The organism is Enterobacter sp. 22466, from assembly GCF_052044775.1.
GTDB classification, from domain to species: Bacteria; Pseudomonadota; Gammaproteobacteria; order Enterobacterales; family Enterobacteriaceae; genus Enterobacter; species Enterobacter dissolvens.
The window spans coordinates 41,725-57,852 of record NZ_JBQENX010000002.1; the positions used below are offsets into that span (position 1 = coordinate 41,725).

At 56.8% G+C, this 16,128-nt stretch carries 19 protein-coding genes; 14 read left to right on the top strand and 5 right to left on the bottom strand.

Annotated elements, in window-relative coordinates; genetic code table 11:
- Positions 1-3: 3 nt before the first annotated feature.
- Positions 4-426, bottom strand: coding sequence for a DoxX family protein (locus ACTJJI_RS06895; protein ID WP_014832911.1), 423 nt, complete (start codon positions 424-426; stop codon positions 4-6).
- A 172-nt stretch (positions 427-598) separates the two neighbouring features.
- On the opposite strand from ACTJJI_RS06895, the gene ACTJJI_RS06900 reads away from it, so the two are divergent.
- Entirely contained in the window at positions 599-1,738 is a 1,140-nt protein-coding gene (locus ACTJJI_RS06900) for a 3-phenylpropionate MFS transporter (protein WP_046888198.1), read from the top strand.
- On the opposite strand, the gene csiE is transcribed toward ACTJJI_RS06900, so the two are convergent.
- On the bottom strand, positions 1,739-3,016 hold the full coding sequence (gene csiE, locus ACTJJI_RS06905; protein ID WP_014832909.1) for a stationary phase inducible protein CsiE: 1,278 nt from the start codon (positions 3,014-3,016) through the stop codon (positions 1,739-1,741).
- A gap of 125 nt (positions 3,017-3,141) precedes the next feature.
- Between csiE and ACTJJI_RS06910 the strand changes: the two genes are divergently transcribed.
- Both ACTJJI_RS06910 and ACTJJI_RS06915 read left to right on the top strand, forming a co-directional pair.
- Positions 3,142-3,780, top strand: a complete 639-nt coding sequence (locus tag ACTJJI_RS06910; RefSeq protein ID WP_014832908.1) for a DUF1007 family protein — start codon at positions 3,142-3,144, stop codon at positions 3,778-3,780.
- Complete coding sequence (locus ACTJJI_RS06915; protein ID WP_050860388.1) at positions 3,771-4,751, top strand: nickel/cobalt transporter; 981 nt, start codon at positions 3,771-3,773, stop codon at positions 4,749-4,751. Before ACTJJI_RS06910 ends, ACTJJI_RS06915 begins: the two co-directional genes overlap by 10 nt.
- A 61-nt stretch (positions 4,752-4,812) precedes the next feature.
- On the opposite strand, the gene suhB is transcribed toward ACTJJI_RS06915, so the two are convergent.
- The gene (suhB, locus tag ACTJJI_RS06920) at positions 4,813-5,616 is read right to left on the bottom strand and encodes an inositol-1-monophosphatase (RefSeq protein WP_013098296.1); all 804 of its coding nucleotides are present in this window, start codon (positions 5,614-5,616) and stop codon (positions 4,813-4,815) included.
- A gap of 131 nt (positions 5,617-5,747) precedes the next feature.
- On the opposite strand from suhB, the gene trmJ reads away from it, so the two are divergent.
- The 11 genes from trmJ (at position 5,748) to sseB (ending at position 14,493) form a co-directional block, all read left to right on the top strand.
- Positions 5,748-6,473 carry a tRNA (cytosine(32)/uridine(32)-2'-O)-methyltransferase TrmJ gene (gene trmJ / locus ACTJJI_RS06925; protein WP_014832906.1) on the top strand — a complete coding sequence of 242 codons (726 nt, stop codon included), beginning with the start codon at positions 5,748-5,750 and terminating at the stop codon, positions 6,471-6,473.
- 215 nt (positions 6,474-6,688) lie between these two features.
- Positions 6,689-7,180, top strand: coding sequence for a Fe-S cluster assembly transcriptional regulator IscR (gene iscR / locus ACTJJI_RS06930; RefSeq protein WP_013098294.1), 492 nt, complete (start codon positions 6,689-6,691; stop codon positions 7,178-7,180).
- A 117-nt stretch (positions 7,181-7,297) separates the two neighbouring features.
- Positions 7,298-8,512 (top strand): cysteine desulfurase, encoded by a 1,215-nt coding sequence (iscS, locus tag ACTJJI_RS06935; protein WP_003860663.1) that lies wholly within the window; start codon positions 7,298-7,300, stop codon positions 8,510-8,512.
- 24 nt (positions 8,513-8,536) lie between these two features.
- The gene (gene iscU, locus ACTJJI_RS06940) at positions 8,537-8,923 is read left to right on the top strand and encodes a Fe-S cluster assembly scaffold IscU (RefSeq protein WP_003860661.1); all 387 of its coding nucleotides are present in this window, start codon (positions 8,537-8,539) and stop codon (positions 8,921-8,923) included.
- A 13-nt stretch (positions 8,924-8,936) separates the two neighbouring features.
- Positions 8,937-9,260 (top strand): iron-sulfur cluster assembly protein IscA, encoded by a 324-nt coding sequence (gene iscA / locus ACTJJI_RS06945; protein WP_003860659.1) that lies wholly within the window; start codon positions 8,937-8,939, stop codon positions 9,258-9,260.
- A gap of 80 nt (positions 9,261-9,340) precedes the next feature.
- Positions 9,341-9,856, top strand: a complete 516-nt coding sequence (gene hscB, locus ACTJJI_RS06950; protein ID WP_163281511.1) for a co-chaperone HscB — start codon at positions 9,341-9,343, stop codon at positions 9,854-9,856.
- Between the two features lie 14 nt (positions 9,857-9,870).
- Complete coding sequence (gene hscA / locus ACTJJI_RS06955) at positions 9,871-11,721, top strand: Fe-S protein assembly chaperone HscA (protein ID WP_440653553.1); 1,851 nt, start codon at positions 9,871-9,873, stop codon at positions 11,719-11,721.
- 1 nt (position 11,722) lies between these two features.
- Entirely contained in the window at positions 11,723-12,058 is a 336-nt protein-coding gene (fdx, locus tag ACTJJI_RS06960) for an ISC system 2Fe-2S type ferredoxin (protein WP_003860652.1), read from the top strand.
- Between the two features lies 1 nt (position 12,059).
- Positions 12,060-12,260: a Fe-S cluster assembly protein IscX gene (gene iscX, locus ACTJJI_RS06965; RefSeq protein WP_003860650.1), complete on the top strand. Its 201-nt coding sequence runs from the start codon at positions 12,060-12,062 to the stop codon at positions 12,258-12,260.
- Between the two features lie 53 nt (positions 12,261-12,313).
- Positions 12,314-13,600: an aminopeptidase PepB gene (gene pepB, locus ACTJJI_RS06970; RefSeq protein WP_063412064.1), complete on the top strand. Its 1,287-nt coding sequence runs from the start codon at positions 12,314-12,316 to the stop codon at positions 13,598-13,600.
- A 116-nt stretch (positions 13,601-13,716) separates the two neighbouring features.
- Positions 13,717-14,493 (top strand): enhanced serine sensitivity protein SseB, encoded by a 777-nt coding sequence (gene sseB, locus ACTJJI_RS06975; RefSeq protein ID WP_047360363.1) that lies wholly within the window; start codon positions 13,717-13,719, stop codon positions 14,491-14,493.
- Between the two features lie 17 nt (positions 14,494-14,510).
- Here sseB and ACTJJI_RS06980 read toward each other — a convergent pair whose 3' ends face one another.
- Positions 14,511-15,281, bottom strand: coding sequence for a MurR/RpiR family transcriptional regulator (locus ACTJJI_RS06980; RefSeq protein ID WP_257256665.1), 771 nt, complete (start codon positions 15,279-15,281; stop codon positions 14,511-14,513).
- Positions 15,281-16,126: a 3-mercaptopyruvate sulfurtransferase gene (gene sseA, locus ACTJJI_RS06985; RefSeq protein WP_014832901.1), complete on the bottom strand. Its 846-nt coding sequence runs from the start codon at positions 16,124-16,126 to the stop codon at positions 15,281-15,283. The genes ACTJJI_RS06980 and sseA overlap by 1 nt, the downstream gene beginning before the upstream one ends.
- Positions 16,127-16,128 lie beyond the last annotated feature (2 nt).

Genomic DNA, 16,128 nt, shown 5'->3' on the forward strand with positions numbered 1-16,128 from the left:
GGCTTAACGTCGGTCGAGGGATATTGCTCCCGGTCCCACAATCGCCAGCAGAATAAATGCACCAGCAATACTGACGTTCTTGTAGAAATTAATCATATTTGGCACAACCGCGTCACCGGTCATATCCCAGTAATGGTGACCAATAATCGCCGTGCCCAGCGTGTAGAAAACAAACAGTATGGCGAGAGGGCGGGTGAAAAAGCCCAGCACGATCAGGATCGCGGCAGGGACTTCCATCACCACCGCAATAATGGCCGCCAGCATGGGCATTGGTGTGCCAAGGGATGTCATATATTGCACGGTGCCGCTAAATCCCGTCAGTTTTGGATAGCCAAAGATAATAAAGAGCACGACAAGTGCGATGCGGGCAATCAACAACAACAGGTGGCGTGACTGACCGAAATCGAAATAGCGAAGTGAGTTCATGGCAGAAAACCTCTGCAAGTGGAGTAATTTAAACGTAATACACATTTTCATTCCCTGCCATAAGCCAGACGACTGCATGTAATGTTAATTTTTCGTTAATTTATAGCAGGCTATCTACTTGCTTAATTTTTATATTCTCGCCAGACTATGGCCTCCATTTCGGGAGGGATTCATGGTCTTGCATTCCACGCGCTGGCTGGCGCTCAGCTATTTCACCTATTTCTTTAGCTACGGTATTTTTCTGCCTTTCTGGAGCGTCTGGCTCAAGGGGATTGGCCTTACTCCGGAGACCATCGGTGTCCTGCTGGGAGCGGGGCTGGTGGCGCGTTTCCTTGGCAGCCTGCTGATTGCACCGCGCGTCAGCGATCCCTCCTTACTGATCAAGGCGGTGCGTATACTGGCCCTGTTAACGCTGGTCTTTGTGGCCTGCTTCTGGGTCAGCCATCAGTTTGCCTGGCTGATGGTGGTGATGGTTGGCTTTAACCTGTTCTTCTCTCCGCTGGTTCCCCTGACGGACGCCCTGGCAAACACCTGGCAAAAACAGATCACCATGGACTACGGCCGCGTGCGCCTGTGGGGCTCCATTGCGTTTGTGATTGGCTCTGCGCTGGTGGGTAAACTGGTCAGCCTTTACGATTACCGCGCAATCCTGGCTCTGCTGAGTATCGGGATCGCCTCCATGCTGCTGGGCATGCTGCTGCGACCATCGGTGATGCCGCAAGGCGAAAGCCGTCATCAGGAAAGCGCAGGCTGGCCCGCCTGGCGAAGCCTGGTGGCGCAAAGCTGGCGTTTTCTCGCCTGTGTCTGCCTGCTCCAGGGGGCGCACGCGGCCTATTATGGCTTTAGTGCCATCTACTGGCAGGGCGCGGGATATTCAGCTTCCGCCGTCGGCTATTTGTGGTCACTTGGCGTGGTAGCAGAGGTGATTATCTTTGCGCTCAGCAAGAAACTGTTCCGCCGCTTCGGCGCGCGGGATCTGCTGCTGCTCTCCGCCGTGTGTGGCGTGGCGCGGTGGGGCATTATGGGCTGGACGACCGAACTGCCCTGGCTGATTGTGGCGCAAATTCTGCACTGCGGCACCTTTACCGTGTGCCATCTGGCGGCCATGCGCTATATCGCTGCGCGTGAAGGCGGGGATGTGATCCGCTTGCAGGCGGTCTATTCCGCGGTGGCGATGGGCGGCAGCATTGCCGTAATGACGGTCTTTGCGGGCTTCCTGTACCAGCATCTGGGGCACGGCGTCTTCTGGGTAATGGCACTGGTCGCGCTGCCGGCGATGTTCATTCGCCCGAAAGTGACCGCGCGCGCCTGACTATGATTCCAGCATGGCGCGAATATGTTCTTGCTGCTGCGCATTCAGCGATTCAACGGCGTGGATCAGCGGTGGCGAGAACAGGGGCAGGGCGGTAGGATAAGGGGTAATGACCAGCGCCGCTTCGCGCGGGGCTCCCTCTTTCTGAAAAGCCTGCAGCGTCAGATAGCGAACATTGAGTGGCAGCAGTGTTAACTCGCGCAGCTGCTGTTCAATCACCTCCTCACAGGATTTATCCTCTCCGGTTAGCAACACCACCTGTTTTTCATGCAGATCGGACTCCTGCATCAGCCAGGCACCAAAAATCACCGCCACCAGACTCATCTCTTCATCGGAAAAACGCAGACCAAACTCCGCTTCCAGCTCAAACAGCGCCTCTTTGGTGGTACGTAACAGGCGGGGATAAAGGCGGTGAATCTCTTCAGGCAGACTATTGTCGATGCCGATTTCAAACAGCGAACGATCCAGCGCCTGCGCCAGATGAATATACAGCTGATCGGTCAGCCCTTGTTCATCACTGAAGTTCATCCCCGTCTGTGCCCGAAAACGGGCAATCATGCGCACAATGGCCCGGCGCAGACGTTGATCCTGCTGATGTCTATCGAGCACCGGATCGGGCGTACGCAGCATCATAAACAGCAGCGCGAGGAACAGTTGTTCGTCGCTGTGGGTCCCCTGCGGCACGCGGCGTTTCCAGTGACGCACGATTTCCTGCGCCGTGAAGTATTCCCCTCGCGACTGCGTCCAGTTGCGTTGAACAGGGGAAAACTGCGGCGTATTGCCCAGATGATGCTGGATCAGACAATACTGCAAGAAGAGCTGTAAAAACTGCACGTCGCGGCAGTCAAAGGGGCGCTGTAGCTTCCGCGAACAGAAGCTGATCAACGCCCGCAGATTGGTATCGTCATAAAGCGGACGCGCAATGCCCTGCTGTTTAAGCGCGGTTTTAAGCGCCGGGGTAAACTGATGCGAAACAAACTGCGGGCACAGGCGGAGCGCCCTGCGCAACCAGTGCAGCAAACATAAACGCTGATTCAGGACCGAACCTTCAATCCGGTAGCTGCCGTCATGGTGCGTGACGATGTCCAGCCGGTGATAGCGCTGGATTTCATCGCGCGTCTCGGCTATATCTTGCCGTGCCATGGCGTCGTCCACGCCGTTGGCAGCGATTATGCTCTGTGCGGTGACGGCAGCATCGGGCAGGTAAAGCATCAAAAGCACCTGGCAGCGGCGCTGCGAACTGGAAAGCACAGATGGAATTTCAAGCGTTGTCATCATCTGTTGGGTATCCAGTGTGAATGTCTGGTAAGAATAGCTAAAGGATCGACGCTGAAAAGCGTACCGGCAGGCCTTTCACTCAGGATTGCTGGCGAACATCACAGAATTTTTGACGTGAGGAATTGATGCAAACAGTTAAACACAGCGCGATGGCGTTATTTTTGGCGGTTATCACTTTCACCGCTGGCGCGCATCCTCACAGTTTTATCAGTCTCAAAACCGAGCTGGTGACTGACGGAACCCAGTTGAGCGGCCTGAAAATGCGCTGGACGATGGATGAAATCACCTCGGCCGATCTCCTGTATGACGCGGGAAATGCAAAGCCAGGCGATGAGATCTGGAAAAAGCTGGCGGCGGAGGTCATGGCCAACGTGCTGGGACAGCACTACTTCACCGAGTTCTGGCATAACGGGCAAAAGGTGAAGTTTATGAATCGCCCGACGGAGTATGGCATGTCGCGTGAGGGCCATCAGGCGGTGCTGACGTTTGTTCTTCCGCTGGCGCATCCTCAGCCGCTGGCAGGGCAGACCTACACCTTTTCCACTTTCGACCCCACCTATTATGTCGATATGAGTTATGCGAAGGAGAGTGACGTGACGCTACCGACCACCCTGCAAAAAACCTGCAAACTCGCTGTTCATACGCCAAAACCCAGCGAAGAGACGCTCAACTTTGCCGTCTCTCTGGATAAAGAGGATGCACCACCCGAAGATATGGAACTGGGTAAACAGTTTGCACAGCAGGTGACATTACAATGTCAGTGATCGCGTCTCCCGCCCGCAAACCACGTCGCTGGCTTCATCTCTGGCCGCTGGCGCTCTTTTTATTGCTGGCCGTGTGCGGCGCGCTGTGGTTATGGCAGGCCTGGCCGCAGGTGATGATGAAAAGCATCATCTGGCAGCGTGAAGTCAATCAACAGATGAGCGGGCTGCTGAAGGCGGTGGCGGAGAACCCGACAAAAGCGGGCGGTTCCCTGCTGGCGTTTAGCTTTATCTATGGTGTTCTGCACGCGCTGGGGCCGGGGCACGGCAAAATCGTCATCACCACCTGGCTTGCTACCCATCCGTCGAAGTTGAGATCGAGCATTGGCCTGACGCTGGCCTCCTCGCTGCTGCAGGGCGGCGTGGCGATTGCGCTCGTCGTGATAGTCCTTTCACTCTTACAGCTGCCTGCCCGTCAGCTACACATGAGCAGCTTCTGGCTTGAAAAAGGGAGCTATGCGCTGGTGGGCGTGCTGGGGCTGATCCTCTGCTGGCGGGCGCTCAAAAAGCTGCGCGTGCTGCTGCAAAAGCCGAAATTCAAGACCTTTACGCCGCACCACGTTCATGATGAAAACTGCGGATGCGGGCATCAGCATCTGCCCACGCAGGAACAATTACAGAACGGCGACGACTGGCGCGCGCGGCTGATGATTGTTCTCTCGATGGGTATGCGCCCGTGCTCGGGGGCGATCATGGTGCTGCTGTTCAGTAAGGTAATCGGCGTGTTTGGCTGGGGAATGCTGTCCGCGCTGGCGATGGCGGCAGGAACGTCTCTCACCATTTCGTCTTTAGCGCTGCTGGTACACAGCTTCCGTCAGCTGGCGGTTAAACTCAGCGGCAATAAAACGCCGGTGCTGTGGCGTCAGGTAGGGTGGACTACGCTCGCGCTGGCGGGCGGGGTGATTCTGCTGGTGGCGGCGGTGACGATGTGGATGAGCGCGGTGCCGGTGGGAAGGGGATTGCGGCCGTTTTAGTAGGGTGTGGTCTGATGCCCTCACCCTGACCCTCTCCCACAGGGAGAGGGAATTACCGGGATTAACGCTTCAGCGCATCGCTCAGTTCATCACGCATGTTTGCCAGCATGGCTTTAACAACGCGTGGGTTACCTGCAACGATGTTGCCGGTAGACATATAGTTGTGACCGCCGGTGAAATCGCATACCAGTGCGCCTGCTTCACGCGCGATCAGCTCGCCCGCAGCAAAGTCCCACGGCTTCAGCGCCAGTTCGAAGTAACCGTCAACGCGACCGGTCGCCACGTAGGCCAGATCCAGCGCGGCAGAACCGGTGCGGCGGAAGTCCGCGCATTCGGTGAACAGTTTGCCGAGGATATTCATATACGTGGTCGCGTGCTGTTTCGCCTTGAACGGGAAGCCGGTCGCCAGAATGGTGCCGTCCAGATCGCGAGCGTTGCTGCAGCGCAGACGGTAGCCGTTCAGCTGCGCGCCCTGACCGCGGGTAGCGGTGAACAGTTCGTTACGCATTGGATCATAAACAACGGCGACTTCAGTACGGCCTTTAATGCGTACTGCGATAGACACAGAGAAGTGTGGCAGGCGTTTGACGAAGTTGGTGGTGCCATCCAGTGGATCGATAACCCATTGAACATCCTGATCGGTACCTTCATGTTCACCGCTTTCTTCGGTGATGATGGTGTGCTGTGGGTAAGATTTGCGGATCGTTTCGATAATAATCGCTTCTGCGGCTTTATCGACGTTAGTCACGAAATCATTGCTGCCTTTCTGGCTGGTTTCTACGGAGTCTGGCGTTTCGTAGTGTTTGGCAATTACATTACCCGCCTTGCGCGCTGCGCGCACGGCGATGGTCAGCATCGGATGCATCGGTCTCTCTCACTGGATGTTAAAGAACAGGAAAATCGGCGCAGAGTATAGCAGCGGGATCGGAATATGTCTCTCGTTTATGATAATATGCCCGAATATTCTTTAGACACTGAATTCAGACATCCAAAACTATGCTGCAAAACATTCGAATCGTGCTGGTCGAAACATCGCATACCGGCAATATGGGCTCCGTTGCCCGCGCTATGAAAACCATGGGCTTAACGAATCTGTGGCTGGTTAACCCGCTGGTGAAACCGGACTCTCAGGCCATCGCACTGGCCGCCGGTGCCAGTGACGTAATTGGCAACGCGCAAATTGTTGATACCCTGGACGAAGCGCTGGCGGGTTGCAGCCTGGTCGTCGGTACCAGCGCGCGTTCGCGTACGCTGCCGTGGCCAATGCTGGATCCGCGCGAATGCGGTCTGAAAAGCGTGTCGGAAGCGGAGCAGGCGCCGGTGGCGCTGGTCTTTGGGCGTGAGCGCGTCGGGCTGACTAACGACGAGCTGCAGAAATGCCATTACCACGTCGCGATAGCGGCGAATCCGGAATACAGCTCCCTGAACCTGGCGATGGCGGTACAGGTCATTGCCTACGAAGTGCGGATGGCCTGGCTGGCGACGCAGGAGCAGCAGGTAGAACCGAAAGAAGAGACCGCCTATCCCCTGGTTGACGATCTGGAGCGCTTCTATGGTCACCTGGAGCAGACCCTGCTCTCTACCGGCTTTATCCGTGAAGGGCATCCGGGCCAGGTAATGAATAAGCTGCGTCGTCTGTTCACCCGTGCGCGCCCGGAAAGCCAGGAGCTGAACATCCTGCGTGGGATTCTGGCGTCGATTGAGCAGAAGAATAAAGAGTAGTGTTGATTTCCCCCTCTCCCCGTGGGAGAGGGCTGGGGTGAGGGCATCAGGCCGCACCTATATTATGAAGGCACGGAACGTTAAATACCTGACTAAAACAGTCAAGTAAATAGTTGACCAATTTAGTCAGGAATGTCAGACTTGGCCCTGCTATGCAATACCCCATTTTACTATAAAAAACCCCGGGCAGGGGCGAGTTTGAGGTTAAGTAAGACATGAGACTGACATCTAAAGGGCGTTATGCCGTAACCGCGATGCTGGACGTTGCGCTCAACTCCGAAGCGGGCCCGGTTCCGTTGGCTGATATTTCTGAACGACAAGGGATCTCCCTCTCTTATCTTGAACAGCTGTTCTCCAGACTGCGTAAAAATGGACTGGTTTCCAGCGTTCGTGGCCCAGGCGGCGGTTATCTGCTGGGTAAAGACGCGGGCAGTATTGCGGTTGGCGAAGTCATTAGTGCGGTTGACGAATCCGTTGACGCGACCCGTTGCCAGGGTAAAGGTGGCTGCCAGGGCGGCGATAAGTGCCTGACCCACGCGCTGTGGCGCGATCTGAGCGACCGCCTGACCGGCTTCCTGAACAACATCACCCTCGGTGAACTGGTGAATAACCAGGAAGTTCTGGATGTATCGGGCCGTCAGCACAGCCAGGAATCTCAACGCAGCACCCGCGCGCAGGACGCTATCGACGTTAAATTACGCGCGTAATAAAAAGATAAGTATTTCAGAATCAGGCCGGGGCGAAGCTGCCCCGTGTACTCGGTCGTACATCCAGCCGGTTGCCTGATTCCTTGCATTGAAGCGATGTACGGAGTTTATAGAGCAATGAAATTACCGATTTATCTCGACTACTCCGCAACCACGCCGGTGGACCCGCGTGTTGCCGAGAAAATGATGCAGTGTCTGACCCTGGACGGAAACTTTGGTAACCCAGCTTCCCGTTCACACCGTTTTGGCTGGCATGCTGAAGAGGCGGTGGATATCGCCCGTAATCAGATTGCTGACCTGGTGGGTGCCGACCCGCGTGAGATTGTGTTCACCTCCGGTGCGACCGAATCCGACAACCTGGCGATCAAAGGTGCAGCCAACTTTTATCAGAAAAAAGGCAAGCACATCATCACCAGCAAAACCGAACATAAAGCCGTGCTGGACACCTGCCGTCAGCTCGAGCGTGAAGGCTTTGAAGTCACTTACCTGGCGCCACAGAGCAACGGGATCATCGACCTGAAAGAGCTCGAAGCGGCCATGCGTGATGACACCATTCTGGTTTCCATCATGCACGTTAACAACGAAATCGGCGTGGTGCAGGATATCGCGACCATTGGCGAAATGTGCCGTGCGCGCGGCATCATCTATCACGTGGATGCGACCCAGAGCGTGGGCAAACTGCCTATCGACCTGAGCCAGCTGAAAGTCGACCTGATGTCCTTCTCCGGCCACAAAATCTATGGCCCGAAAGGCATCGGCGCGCTGTACGTTCGTCGTAAACCACGTATCCGCATTGAAGCGCAGATGCACGGTGGCGGACACGAGCGCGGCATGCGTTCCGGTACGCTGCCTGTTCACCAGATCGTGGGCATGGGCGAAGCTTACCGCATTGCGAAAGAAGAGATGGAAACCGAGATGGCGCGCCTGCGCACGCTCCGTAACCGTCTGTGGGACGGCGTGAAAGATATGGAAGAAGTGTATCTGAACGGCGATCTCGAGCAGGGCGCACCCAACATCCTCAACGTGAGCTTCAACTATGTTGAAGGCGAATCGCTGATCATGGCGCTGAAAGACCTGGCGGTCTCTTCCGGTTCTGCCTGTACCTCTGCAAGCCTGGAGCCATCCTACGTGCTGCGCGCGCTGGGTATGACTGACGAGCTGGCACACAGCTCTATCCGTTTCTCTTTAGGTCGTTTCACTACCGAAGAAGAGATTGACTACACCATCAAGCTGGTTCGCAACTCCATCGGCCGTCTGCGTGACCTTTCTCCACTGTGGGAAATGTTCAAGCAGGGCGTGGATCTGAACAGCATTGAATGGTCACATCACTAATCGGTACATAAGGAGAATTCAATCATGGCATACAGCGAAAAAGTTATCGATCATTACGAGAACCCGCGCAACGTTGGCTCTTTTGACAACAGCGACGAGAGCGTAGGTAGCGGTATGGTTGGCGCGCCAGCCTGTGGCGACGTGATGAAGTTGCAGATTAAAGTCAACAATGAAGGTATCATTGAAGACGCGCGCTTCAAGACCTACGGCTGCGGTTCTGCTATTGCGTCCAGCTCCCTGGTCACCGAGTGGGTGAAGGGCAAGTCTCTGGACGAAGCACAGGCAATCAAGAACACGGATATTGCTGAAGAACTCGAACTGCCACCGGTGAAAATTCACTGTTCTATTCTGGCAGAAGACGCGATCAAAGCCGCCATTGCGGATTACAAAAGCAAACGTGAAGCAAAATAATTGAGGTTTGAGTATGTCGATTACCCTTAGCGACAGCGCTGCCGCGCGAGTAAGCTCTTTTCTGGCGAACCGTGGTAAAGGCTTTGGCCTGCGACTGGGCGTACGTACCTCCGGCTGTTCTGGTATGGCTTACGTACTGGAGTTTGTTGACGAACCAGCGTCTGATGACACTGTGTTTGAAGACAAGGGCGTGAAGGTGGTGGTCGATGGCAAAAGCCTGCAATTCCTCAACGGCACTCAGCTGGACTTTGTAAAAGAAGGCCTGAACGAAGGGTTCAAATTCACGAACCCGAACGTCAAAGACGAGTGTGGTTGCGGCGAAAGCTTCCACGTTTAATCGCGCGTCATCCGAAACCCCACCGTGGCTTTATCTGCTGCGCGTGGGGTTTCTTCTAACAGGCTACCCCTGAGATTGTTATGGATTACTTCACTCTCTTCGGTTTACCCGCTCAATACCCGATTGATCTCCAGGCGCTGACGATCCGTTTTCAGGACCTGCAGCGTCAGTATCATCCGGACAAATTCGCCAGCGGTACTCAGGCAGAACAACTGGCTGCGGTGTCGCAATCCGCGACCATTAACCAGGCCTGGCAGACGCTGCGCCATCCGCTGGCGCGTGCAGAATATCTGCTTTCGCTCCACGGCTTTGATCTGGCGAGCGAACAGCACACCGTACGCGACACGGCGTTTCTGATGGAACAGCTTACGCTTCGCGAAGAGCTGGATGAGATTGAACAGGCCAAAGACGAAGCGCGTCTGGAAAGTTTCATCACGCGCGTGAAGGGCATGTTCGATACCCGCCATCAGCAGATGGTGGAGCAACTGAACAACGAGACCTGGGACGTGGCGGCAGACACTGTGCGCAAACTCCGTTTTCTCGATAAACTGCGAAGCAGTGCTGAACAACTCGAAGAAAAGCTGCTCGATTTTTAATTTCGGAAGCAATTATGGCCTTATTACAAATTAGTGAGCCTGGCTTAAGTGCCGCACCGCACCAGCGCCGTCTGGCGGTGGGTATTGACCTGGGCACCACCAATTCCCTCGTGGCGACCGTGCGTAGCGGCCAGGCGGAGACGCTGGCTGACGAGCAGGGCCGCCATCTGCTGCCTTCCGTGGTCCACTACCAGCAGCAGGGCCACGCGGTGGGCTTTGATGCCCGCGCTAACGCCGCGCGCGATCCGGCGAATACCATCAGCTCCGTTAAGCGGATGATGGGCCGCTCGCTGGCCGATATTCAGACCCGCTACCCGCATCTGCCGTATCAGCTGCAGGCCAGTGAAAACGGCCTGCCGATGATTGCGACTGCGGCCGGTCTGCTGAACCCGATTCGTGTTTCCTCCGACATCCTCAAAGCGCTGGCGGCGCGTGCGACCGCCACGCTCGGTGGCGATCTGGACGGCGTAGTCATTACCGTTCCGGCCTATTTTGACGACGCACAGCGTCAGGGCACCAAAGACGCCGCGCGTCTGGCGGGCCTGCACGTGCTGCGACTGCTGAACGAACCGACGGCGGCAGCGATTGCCTACGGCCTCGACTCCGGTCAGGAAGGGGTCATTGCAGTTTACGATCTTGGCGGCGGTACCTTTGATATCTCGATCCTGCGCTTAAGCCGCGGGGTGTTTGAAGTGCTGGCGACCGGCGGGGATTCCGCGCTGGGCGGCGATGACTTCGACCATCTGCTGGCGGATTACATCCGCGAGCAGGCGGGCATCAGCGATCGCAGCGATGCGCGCATACAGCGTGAACTACTGGATGCGGCTATCGAGGCCAAAATTGCGCTAAGCGATGCTGAGTCAGTCAGTGTGAACGTGGCGGGCTGGCAGGGTGAAATCGCCCGTAAACAGTTTAACGATCTGATCGCCCCCCTGGTGAAACGTACGCTGTTAGCCTGCCGTCGTGCGCTGAAAGATGCCGGTGTTGAGGCGAACGAGGTGCTGGAAGTGGTCATGGTGGGCGGTTCGACCCGCGTGCCGCTGGTGCGCGAGCGCGTGGGCGAATTCTTTGGCCGCACGCCGCTGACCTCCATTGACCCGGACAAAGTGGTTGCCGTGGGGGCCGCAATCCAGGCCGATATTCTGGTCGGCAACAAGCCGGACAGTGAAATGCTGCTGCTGGACGTTATCCCGCTTTCGCTGGGTTTAGAGACCATGGGCGGCCTGGTGGAGAAAGTCATTCCGCGCAACACCACCATTCCGGTGGCACGTGCGCAGGAGTTTACCACCTTCAAAGACGGCCAGACCGCGATGTCCATCCACGTGATGCAGGGCGAACGCGAACTGGTGCAGGACTGCCGTTCTCTGGCGCGCTTTGCGCTGCGGGGCATTCCGGCGCTGCCTGCGGGGGGGGCGCATATTCGCGTCACCTTCCAGGTGGATGCGGACGGCCTGCTGAGCGTCACGGCGATGGAAAAATCGACCGGTGTCGAATCGTCCATTCAGGTGAAGCCGTCCTACGGCCTGACCGATGGCGAAATCGCCTCCATGATTCAGGACTCAATGAGCTACGCCGAGCAGGATGTGAAGGCGCGTATGCTGGCCGAACAAAAAGTGGAAGCCGCACGCGTGCTGGAAAGCCTGAACGGCGCGCTCGCTGCCGATGCCGCGCTGTTAAGCGCCGCTGAGCGTCAGGTGATTGACGAGGCTGCTTTGCACTTAAGCGTGGTCGCCCAGGGCAATGATGCTGACGCAATAGAAGAAGCCATCAAAAACGTTGATAAACAAACCCAGGACTTTGCTGCTCGCCGCATGGACAAATCTGTCCGCGTCGCGCTGAAAGGCCAGTCCGTGGACGAGGTTTAATATGCCAAAGATTGTTATTTTGCCTCATGCGGACCTCTGTCCGGATGGCGCTGTTCTGGAAGCGAAGACCGGTGAAACCATTCTCGATGTTGCCCTGCGTGCAGGTATCGAAGTGGAACACGCCTGTGAAAAATCCTGTGCCTGCACAACGTGCCACTGCATCGTGCGTGAAGGTTTCGACTCGCTTGCCGAAAGCACTGAAGACGAAGACGACATGCTGGATAAAGCATGGGGTCTGGAGCCCGACAGCCGCTTAAGCTGTCAGGCGGCGGTGACCGACGAAGATCTGGTCGTGGAATTCCCACGTTACACCATCAACCACGCACGCGAGCATTGATATGGGACTGAAGTGGACAGACAGCCGTGAAATCGGCGAAGCGCTCTACGACGCTAACCCGGATCTCGATCCAAAAACCGTACGCTTCACCGATATGCATCAGTGGATCTGCGATTTAGAGGATTTCGACGACGATCCCAACGCATCCAATGAAAAAATTCTGGAGGCGATTCTGTTAGTCTGGTTAGATGAAGCAGAGTAAATCACGTAACGGGCTGCCTTCAGGCGGCCCGTTTGCTAATAAGGATAAATAAAATGACCGAAGCGATGAAGATTACGCTCACTACGCAACCCGCCGATGCGCGTTGGGGCGAGAAAGCCACTTACAGTATCAACAACGACGGTATTACCCTGCACCTGACGGGCAACGACGATCTGGGTCTGATCCAGCGCGCCGCGCGCAAAATTGATGGGCTCGGCATTAAGCATGTCTCTCTGGCAGGCGAGGGCTGGGACACCGACCGCAGCTGGGCGTACTGGGCTGGTTATAAAGGGCCGAAAGGCACCCGCAAAATTGAGTGGGCCAACCTTGATGAAGCCGGTCAAAAAGAGCTGGAAAGCCGCCTGACCATTATCGACTGGGTGCGTGACACCATCAACGCGCCGGCGGAAGAGCTGGGGCCGGAACAGCTGGCACAGCGCGCCGTTGACCTGTTGTGCGGCGTGGCTGGCGACAACATGTCTTACCGCATCACCAAAGGTGAAGACCTGCGCGAGCAGAACTACATGGGCATTCACACCGTGGGTCGTGGCTCTGAGCGTCCTCCGGTGCTGCTGGCGCTGGACTACAACCCAACCGGCGATAAAGACGCGCCAGTGTTTGCCTGCCTGGTCGGGAAAGGTATCACCTTCGACACCGGTGGCTACAGCCTGAAGCAGAGCGCGTTCATGGACTCCATGAAATCCGACATGGGCGGGGCGGCAACCATCACCGGTGCGCTGGCGTTTGCAATTACCCGTGGCCTGAAAAAACGCGTGAAGCTGTACCTGTGCTGCGCTGACAACATGGTTAGTGGTAATGCCTTCAAGCTGGGCGACATCATTCGCTATCGCAACGGCAAAAATGTTGAAGTGATGAATACCGATGCCGAAGGCCGTCTGGTGCTGGCCGATGGTCTGATCGATGCTTCTGCCCAGAAGCCAGAGTTGATTATCGATATGGCCACCCTGACCGGCGCGGCAAAAACGGCGCTGGGTAACGACTACCATGCGCTGTTCAGCTTTGACGACAAGCTGGCGGCCCGCCTGCTGGCAAGCGCTGCGGCAGAAAACGAACCGTTCTGGCGTCTGCCGCTGGCAGAGTTCCACCGCAGCCAGCTGCCGTCTAACTTTGCCGAACTGAATAACACCGCAAGCGCGGCGTACCCGGCGGGTGCCAGCACTGCAGCAGGCTTCCTGTCCCACTTCGTTGAGAACTATCACGAAGGCTGGCTGCATATCGACTGCTCCGCAACCTACCGTAAAGCGGCGGTTGAGCAGTGGTCTGCGGGCGCGACCGGCCTGGGCGTGCGTACCGTGGCGAACCTGCTGACGGCTGAGTAATGCTTTTTGCCCTCACCCTAACCCTAACCCTCTCCCACGGGGAGAGGGTTGGTTTGCTCCCTCTCCCTTGAGGGAGAGGGCCGGGGTGAGGGGGAAATTCGAGATCTGGAATTGTTATGTCAGAAACCAAAAACGAATTAGAAACCCTGCTGGAACAGGCGGCGACCGAGCCCGCCCACCGTCCGGCATTTTTCCGCACGCTGCTGGAATCCACCGTCTGGGTGCCGGGCACCGCGGCGGAAGGTGAGCAGGTTGTTGAAGATAGCGCGCTGGATCTGCTGCACTGGGAGAAAGACGACGGTACCTCAGTCATCCCGTTCTTTACCTCGCTGGAAGCACTGCAGAAAGCCGTTGAAGACGAACAGGCGTTCGTGGTGATGCCGGTGCGCACGCTGTTTGAAATGACGCTGGGCCAGACCCTGTTCCTTAACGCGAAACTGCCGACCGGGAAAGAGTTCACGCCGCGTGAAATCAGCCATCTGATTGGTGAAGAGGGTAACCCGCTCAGCACCCAGGAAGTGCTGGAAGGGGGCGAAACGCTGCTGCTCTCTGAAGTGGCCGAACCGCCAGCGCAGATGATCGATTCCCTGACCACGTTGTTCAAAACCCTGAAGCCGGTAAGACGCGCGTTCCTCTGTTCGATTAAAGAGCAAGCGGATGAACAGCCGGTACTGTTGATTGGTATTGAAGCTGACAGCGATATCGACGAGATCATCCAGGCGGCGGGCAGCGTGGCCACCGATACGTTGCCGGGCGATGAGCCAATTGATATCTGCCAGGTGAAGAATGGTGAGAAGGGCATCAGCCACTTTATTACCGAGCACATCACACCGTTCTATGAGCGTCGCTGGGGCGGCTTCCTGCGCGATCTCAAAACCAACCGCATCATCTGATTACAGCGGGGTGACTGTCACCCCGTTGCTTCCAGCAGCAGTAAATCCATCAGCAGTACCAGATTCGATTCAAACGACGTCACCCCTGCGGCTTCCGCGGCGTAATGCACCGCCTCGTCATAGAGAGCGAAGTGCACGTCTGCCATACCCGCCAGCGTATTGGCCGAGGCGCGGGTAAACGCGACAATCGTCATCCCGACGTTTTTGGCGATCCGCGCTTTATCCAGCACCTGCTCTGTTTCGCCGCTGCGCGAGACGGCAATAAATACCTGATAACGGGCGGCGTTGCTGAGGAAGATGTTCCGGCTGTCACCCGGCCCGGAGATAAACGCCGTTTTCCCCAGCACCTGCAGTTTTTTGGTCAGGTATTCGGCAAACAGATAGGAAAACCCGGCACCGTAGAGAAAGAAGCTCTCTTTGTGACGCAGCAGGTCGGCAAACTGCAGACGCTTCTCATCGGTCACCCACTGGAATGTCTGCTGATAGTTGGCAATAAACTGGCTGAACAGCGCAGGCAACTGCGGAAGGGCGTTTCCTTGCTTCGTAATATGCGGCGTGTCGGTGAGGAGCTGTTTGCAGTGCCAGATAAACTCGCTAAACCCGCTGAACCCCAGCTTCTGACACAGCCGCATAATCGTCGCGGTAGAGACAAATGTCGCCTGCGCCAGTTCCCGCACCGTGATGTTACCCACCAGCAGCGGATGCTCCGTGAGGTGGGCGAGTACGCGATACTCTGCGCGGGTCAGCGATTCCCCGCGCGTTAACAGCGTGGCCAGGCGGTTATCCATTATTTCGCGGGTTCAACCGGCAGATCGTCCCGCGCACCCCACTCACTCCAGGCGCCGTCGTACAGCGTGACATCGTTTACGCCGAGCGTGGCGAGCGCCAGGATCACCACGCAGGCCGTTACGCCGGAACCGCAGCTGGCAATAATCGGACGGTGTAAATCCACGCCCTGACGATCAAAAATCGCGCGTAGCTCATCGGTGGTTTTCAGCTCGCCCTCAAACACCAGATCGCCCCACGGCACGTTCAACGCCCCCGGAATATGACCACGCTTCAGTCCTGGACGTGGTTCATCCGCTTCAGCGTTAAAACGCGGGGCTGGGCGGGCATCGACGATTTGGGCAGTGTTTTCATGGCTGACGACCAGCACGTCGGTCAGGCGTTTCACCACATTTGCGTCAAACGTCGCGTCAAAATCCCCCTCCGGCAGCGTCACGTCCCCCTGCTGCAGCGGCAGTTCGTCGCGCTTCCAGCCAGCCAGACCCCCCGCCAGAATCGAGACCTTCTCGACGCCGAAGTTTTTCAGCATCCACCACGCGCGCGGTGCAGAGAAGAGGTTACCTTCATCATAAACAACGAGGTGTTTGTCTTTGCTGATGCCCAGCTCGCGCATCGCCACGGAGAAGGCTTCCGGGCGCGGTAGCATGTGCGGCAGAGGGGAGGTGTGATCGGAGAGGGCTTCGATATCAAAAAATACCGCGCCCGGCAGGTGCCCTGCGCGGTATTCACCGGGAACGTCACGATGCTCCTGGCCCGGAGGAGCCATACGCGCGTCAATAATCTGCACTTCAGGATCGTCGCCGTGCTCAATCAGCCAGTCGGCGGCGACAAAATATGAGGTGGACATGG

Excerpts from the sequence above, each read along its gene's own strand:
- ACTJJI_RS06895 (WP_014832911.1), bottom strand. The coding sequence starts at position 426 with ATGAACTCACTTCGCTATTTCGATTTCGGTCAGTCACGCCACCTGTTG.
- ACTJJI_RS06900 (WP_046888198.1), top strand. The coding sequence starts at position 599 with ATGGTCTTGCATTCCACGCGCTGGCTGGCGCTCAGCTATTTCACCTAT.
- csiE (WP_014832909.1), bottom strand. The coding sequence starts at position 3,016 with ATGATGACAACGCTTGAAATTCCATCTGTGCTTTCCAGTTCGCAGCGC.
- ACTJJI_RS06910 (WP_014832908.1), top strand. The coding sequence starts at position 3,142 with ATGCAAACAGTTAAACACAGCGCGATGGCGTTATTTTTGGCGGTTATC.
- ACTJJI_RS06915 (WP_050860388.1), top strand. The coding sequence starts at position 3,771 with ATGTCAGTGATCGCGTCTCCCGCCCGCAAACCACGTCGCTGGCTTCAT.
- suhB (WP_013098296.1), bottom strand. The coding sequence starts at position 5,616 with ATGCATCCGATGCTGACCATCGCCGTGCGCGCAGCGCGCAAGGCGGGT.
- trmJ (WP_014832906.1), top strand. The coding sequence starts at position 5,748 with ATGCTGCAAAACATTCGAATCGTGCTGGTCGAAACATCGCATACCGGC.
- iscR (WP_013098294.1), top strand. The coding sequence starts at position 6,689 with ATGAGACTGACATCTAAAGGGCGTTATGCCGTAACCGCGATGCTGGAC.
- iscS (WP_003860663.1), top strand. The coding sequence starts at position 7,298 with ATGAAATTACCGATTTATCTCGACTACTCCGCAACCACGCCGGTGGAC.
- iscU (WP_003860661.1), top strand. The coding sequence starts at position 8,537 with ATGGCATACAGCGAAAAAGTTATCGATCATTACGAGAACCCGCGCAAC.
- iscA (WP_003860659.1), top strand. The coding sequence starts at position 8,937 with ATGTCGATTACCCTTAGCGACAGCGCTGCCGCGCGAGTAAGCTCTTTT.
- hscB (WP_163281511.1), top strand. The coding sequence starts at position 9,341 with ATGGATTACTTCACTCTCTTCGGTTTACCCGCTCAATACCCGATTGAT.
- hscA (WP_440653553.1), top strand. The coding sequence starts at position 9,871 with ATGGCCTTATTACAAATTAGTGAGCCTGGCTTAAGTGCCGCACCGCAC.
- fdx (WP_003860652.1), top strand. The coding sequence starts at position 11,723 with ATGCCAAAGATTGTTATTTTGCCTCATGCGGACCTCTGTCCGGATGGC.
- iscX (WP_003860650.1), top strand. The coding sequence starts at position 12,060 with ATGGGACTGAAGTGGACAGACAGCCGTGAAATCGGCGAAGCGCTCTAC.
- pepB (WP_063412064.1), top strand. The coding sequence starts at position 12,314 with ATGACCGAAGCGATGAAGATTACGCTCACTACGCAACCCGCCGATGCG.
- sseB (WP_047360363.1), top strand. The coding sequence starts at position 13,717 with ATGTCAGAAACCAAAAACGAATTAGAAACCCTGCTGGAACAGGCGGCG.
- ACTJJI_RS06980 (WP_257256665.1), bottom strand. The coding sequence starts at position 15,281 with ATGGATAACCGCCTGGCCACGCTGTTAACGCGCGGGGAATCGCTGACC.
- sseA (WP_014832901.1), bottom strand. The coding sequence starts at position 16,126 with ATGTCCACCTCATATTTTGTCGCCGCCGACTGGCTGATTGAGCACGGC.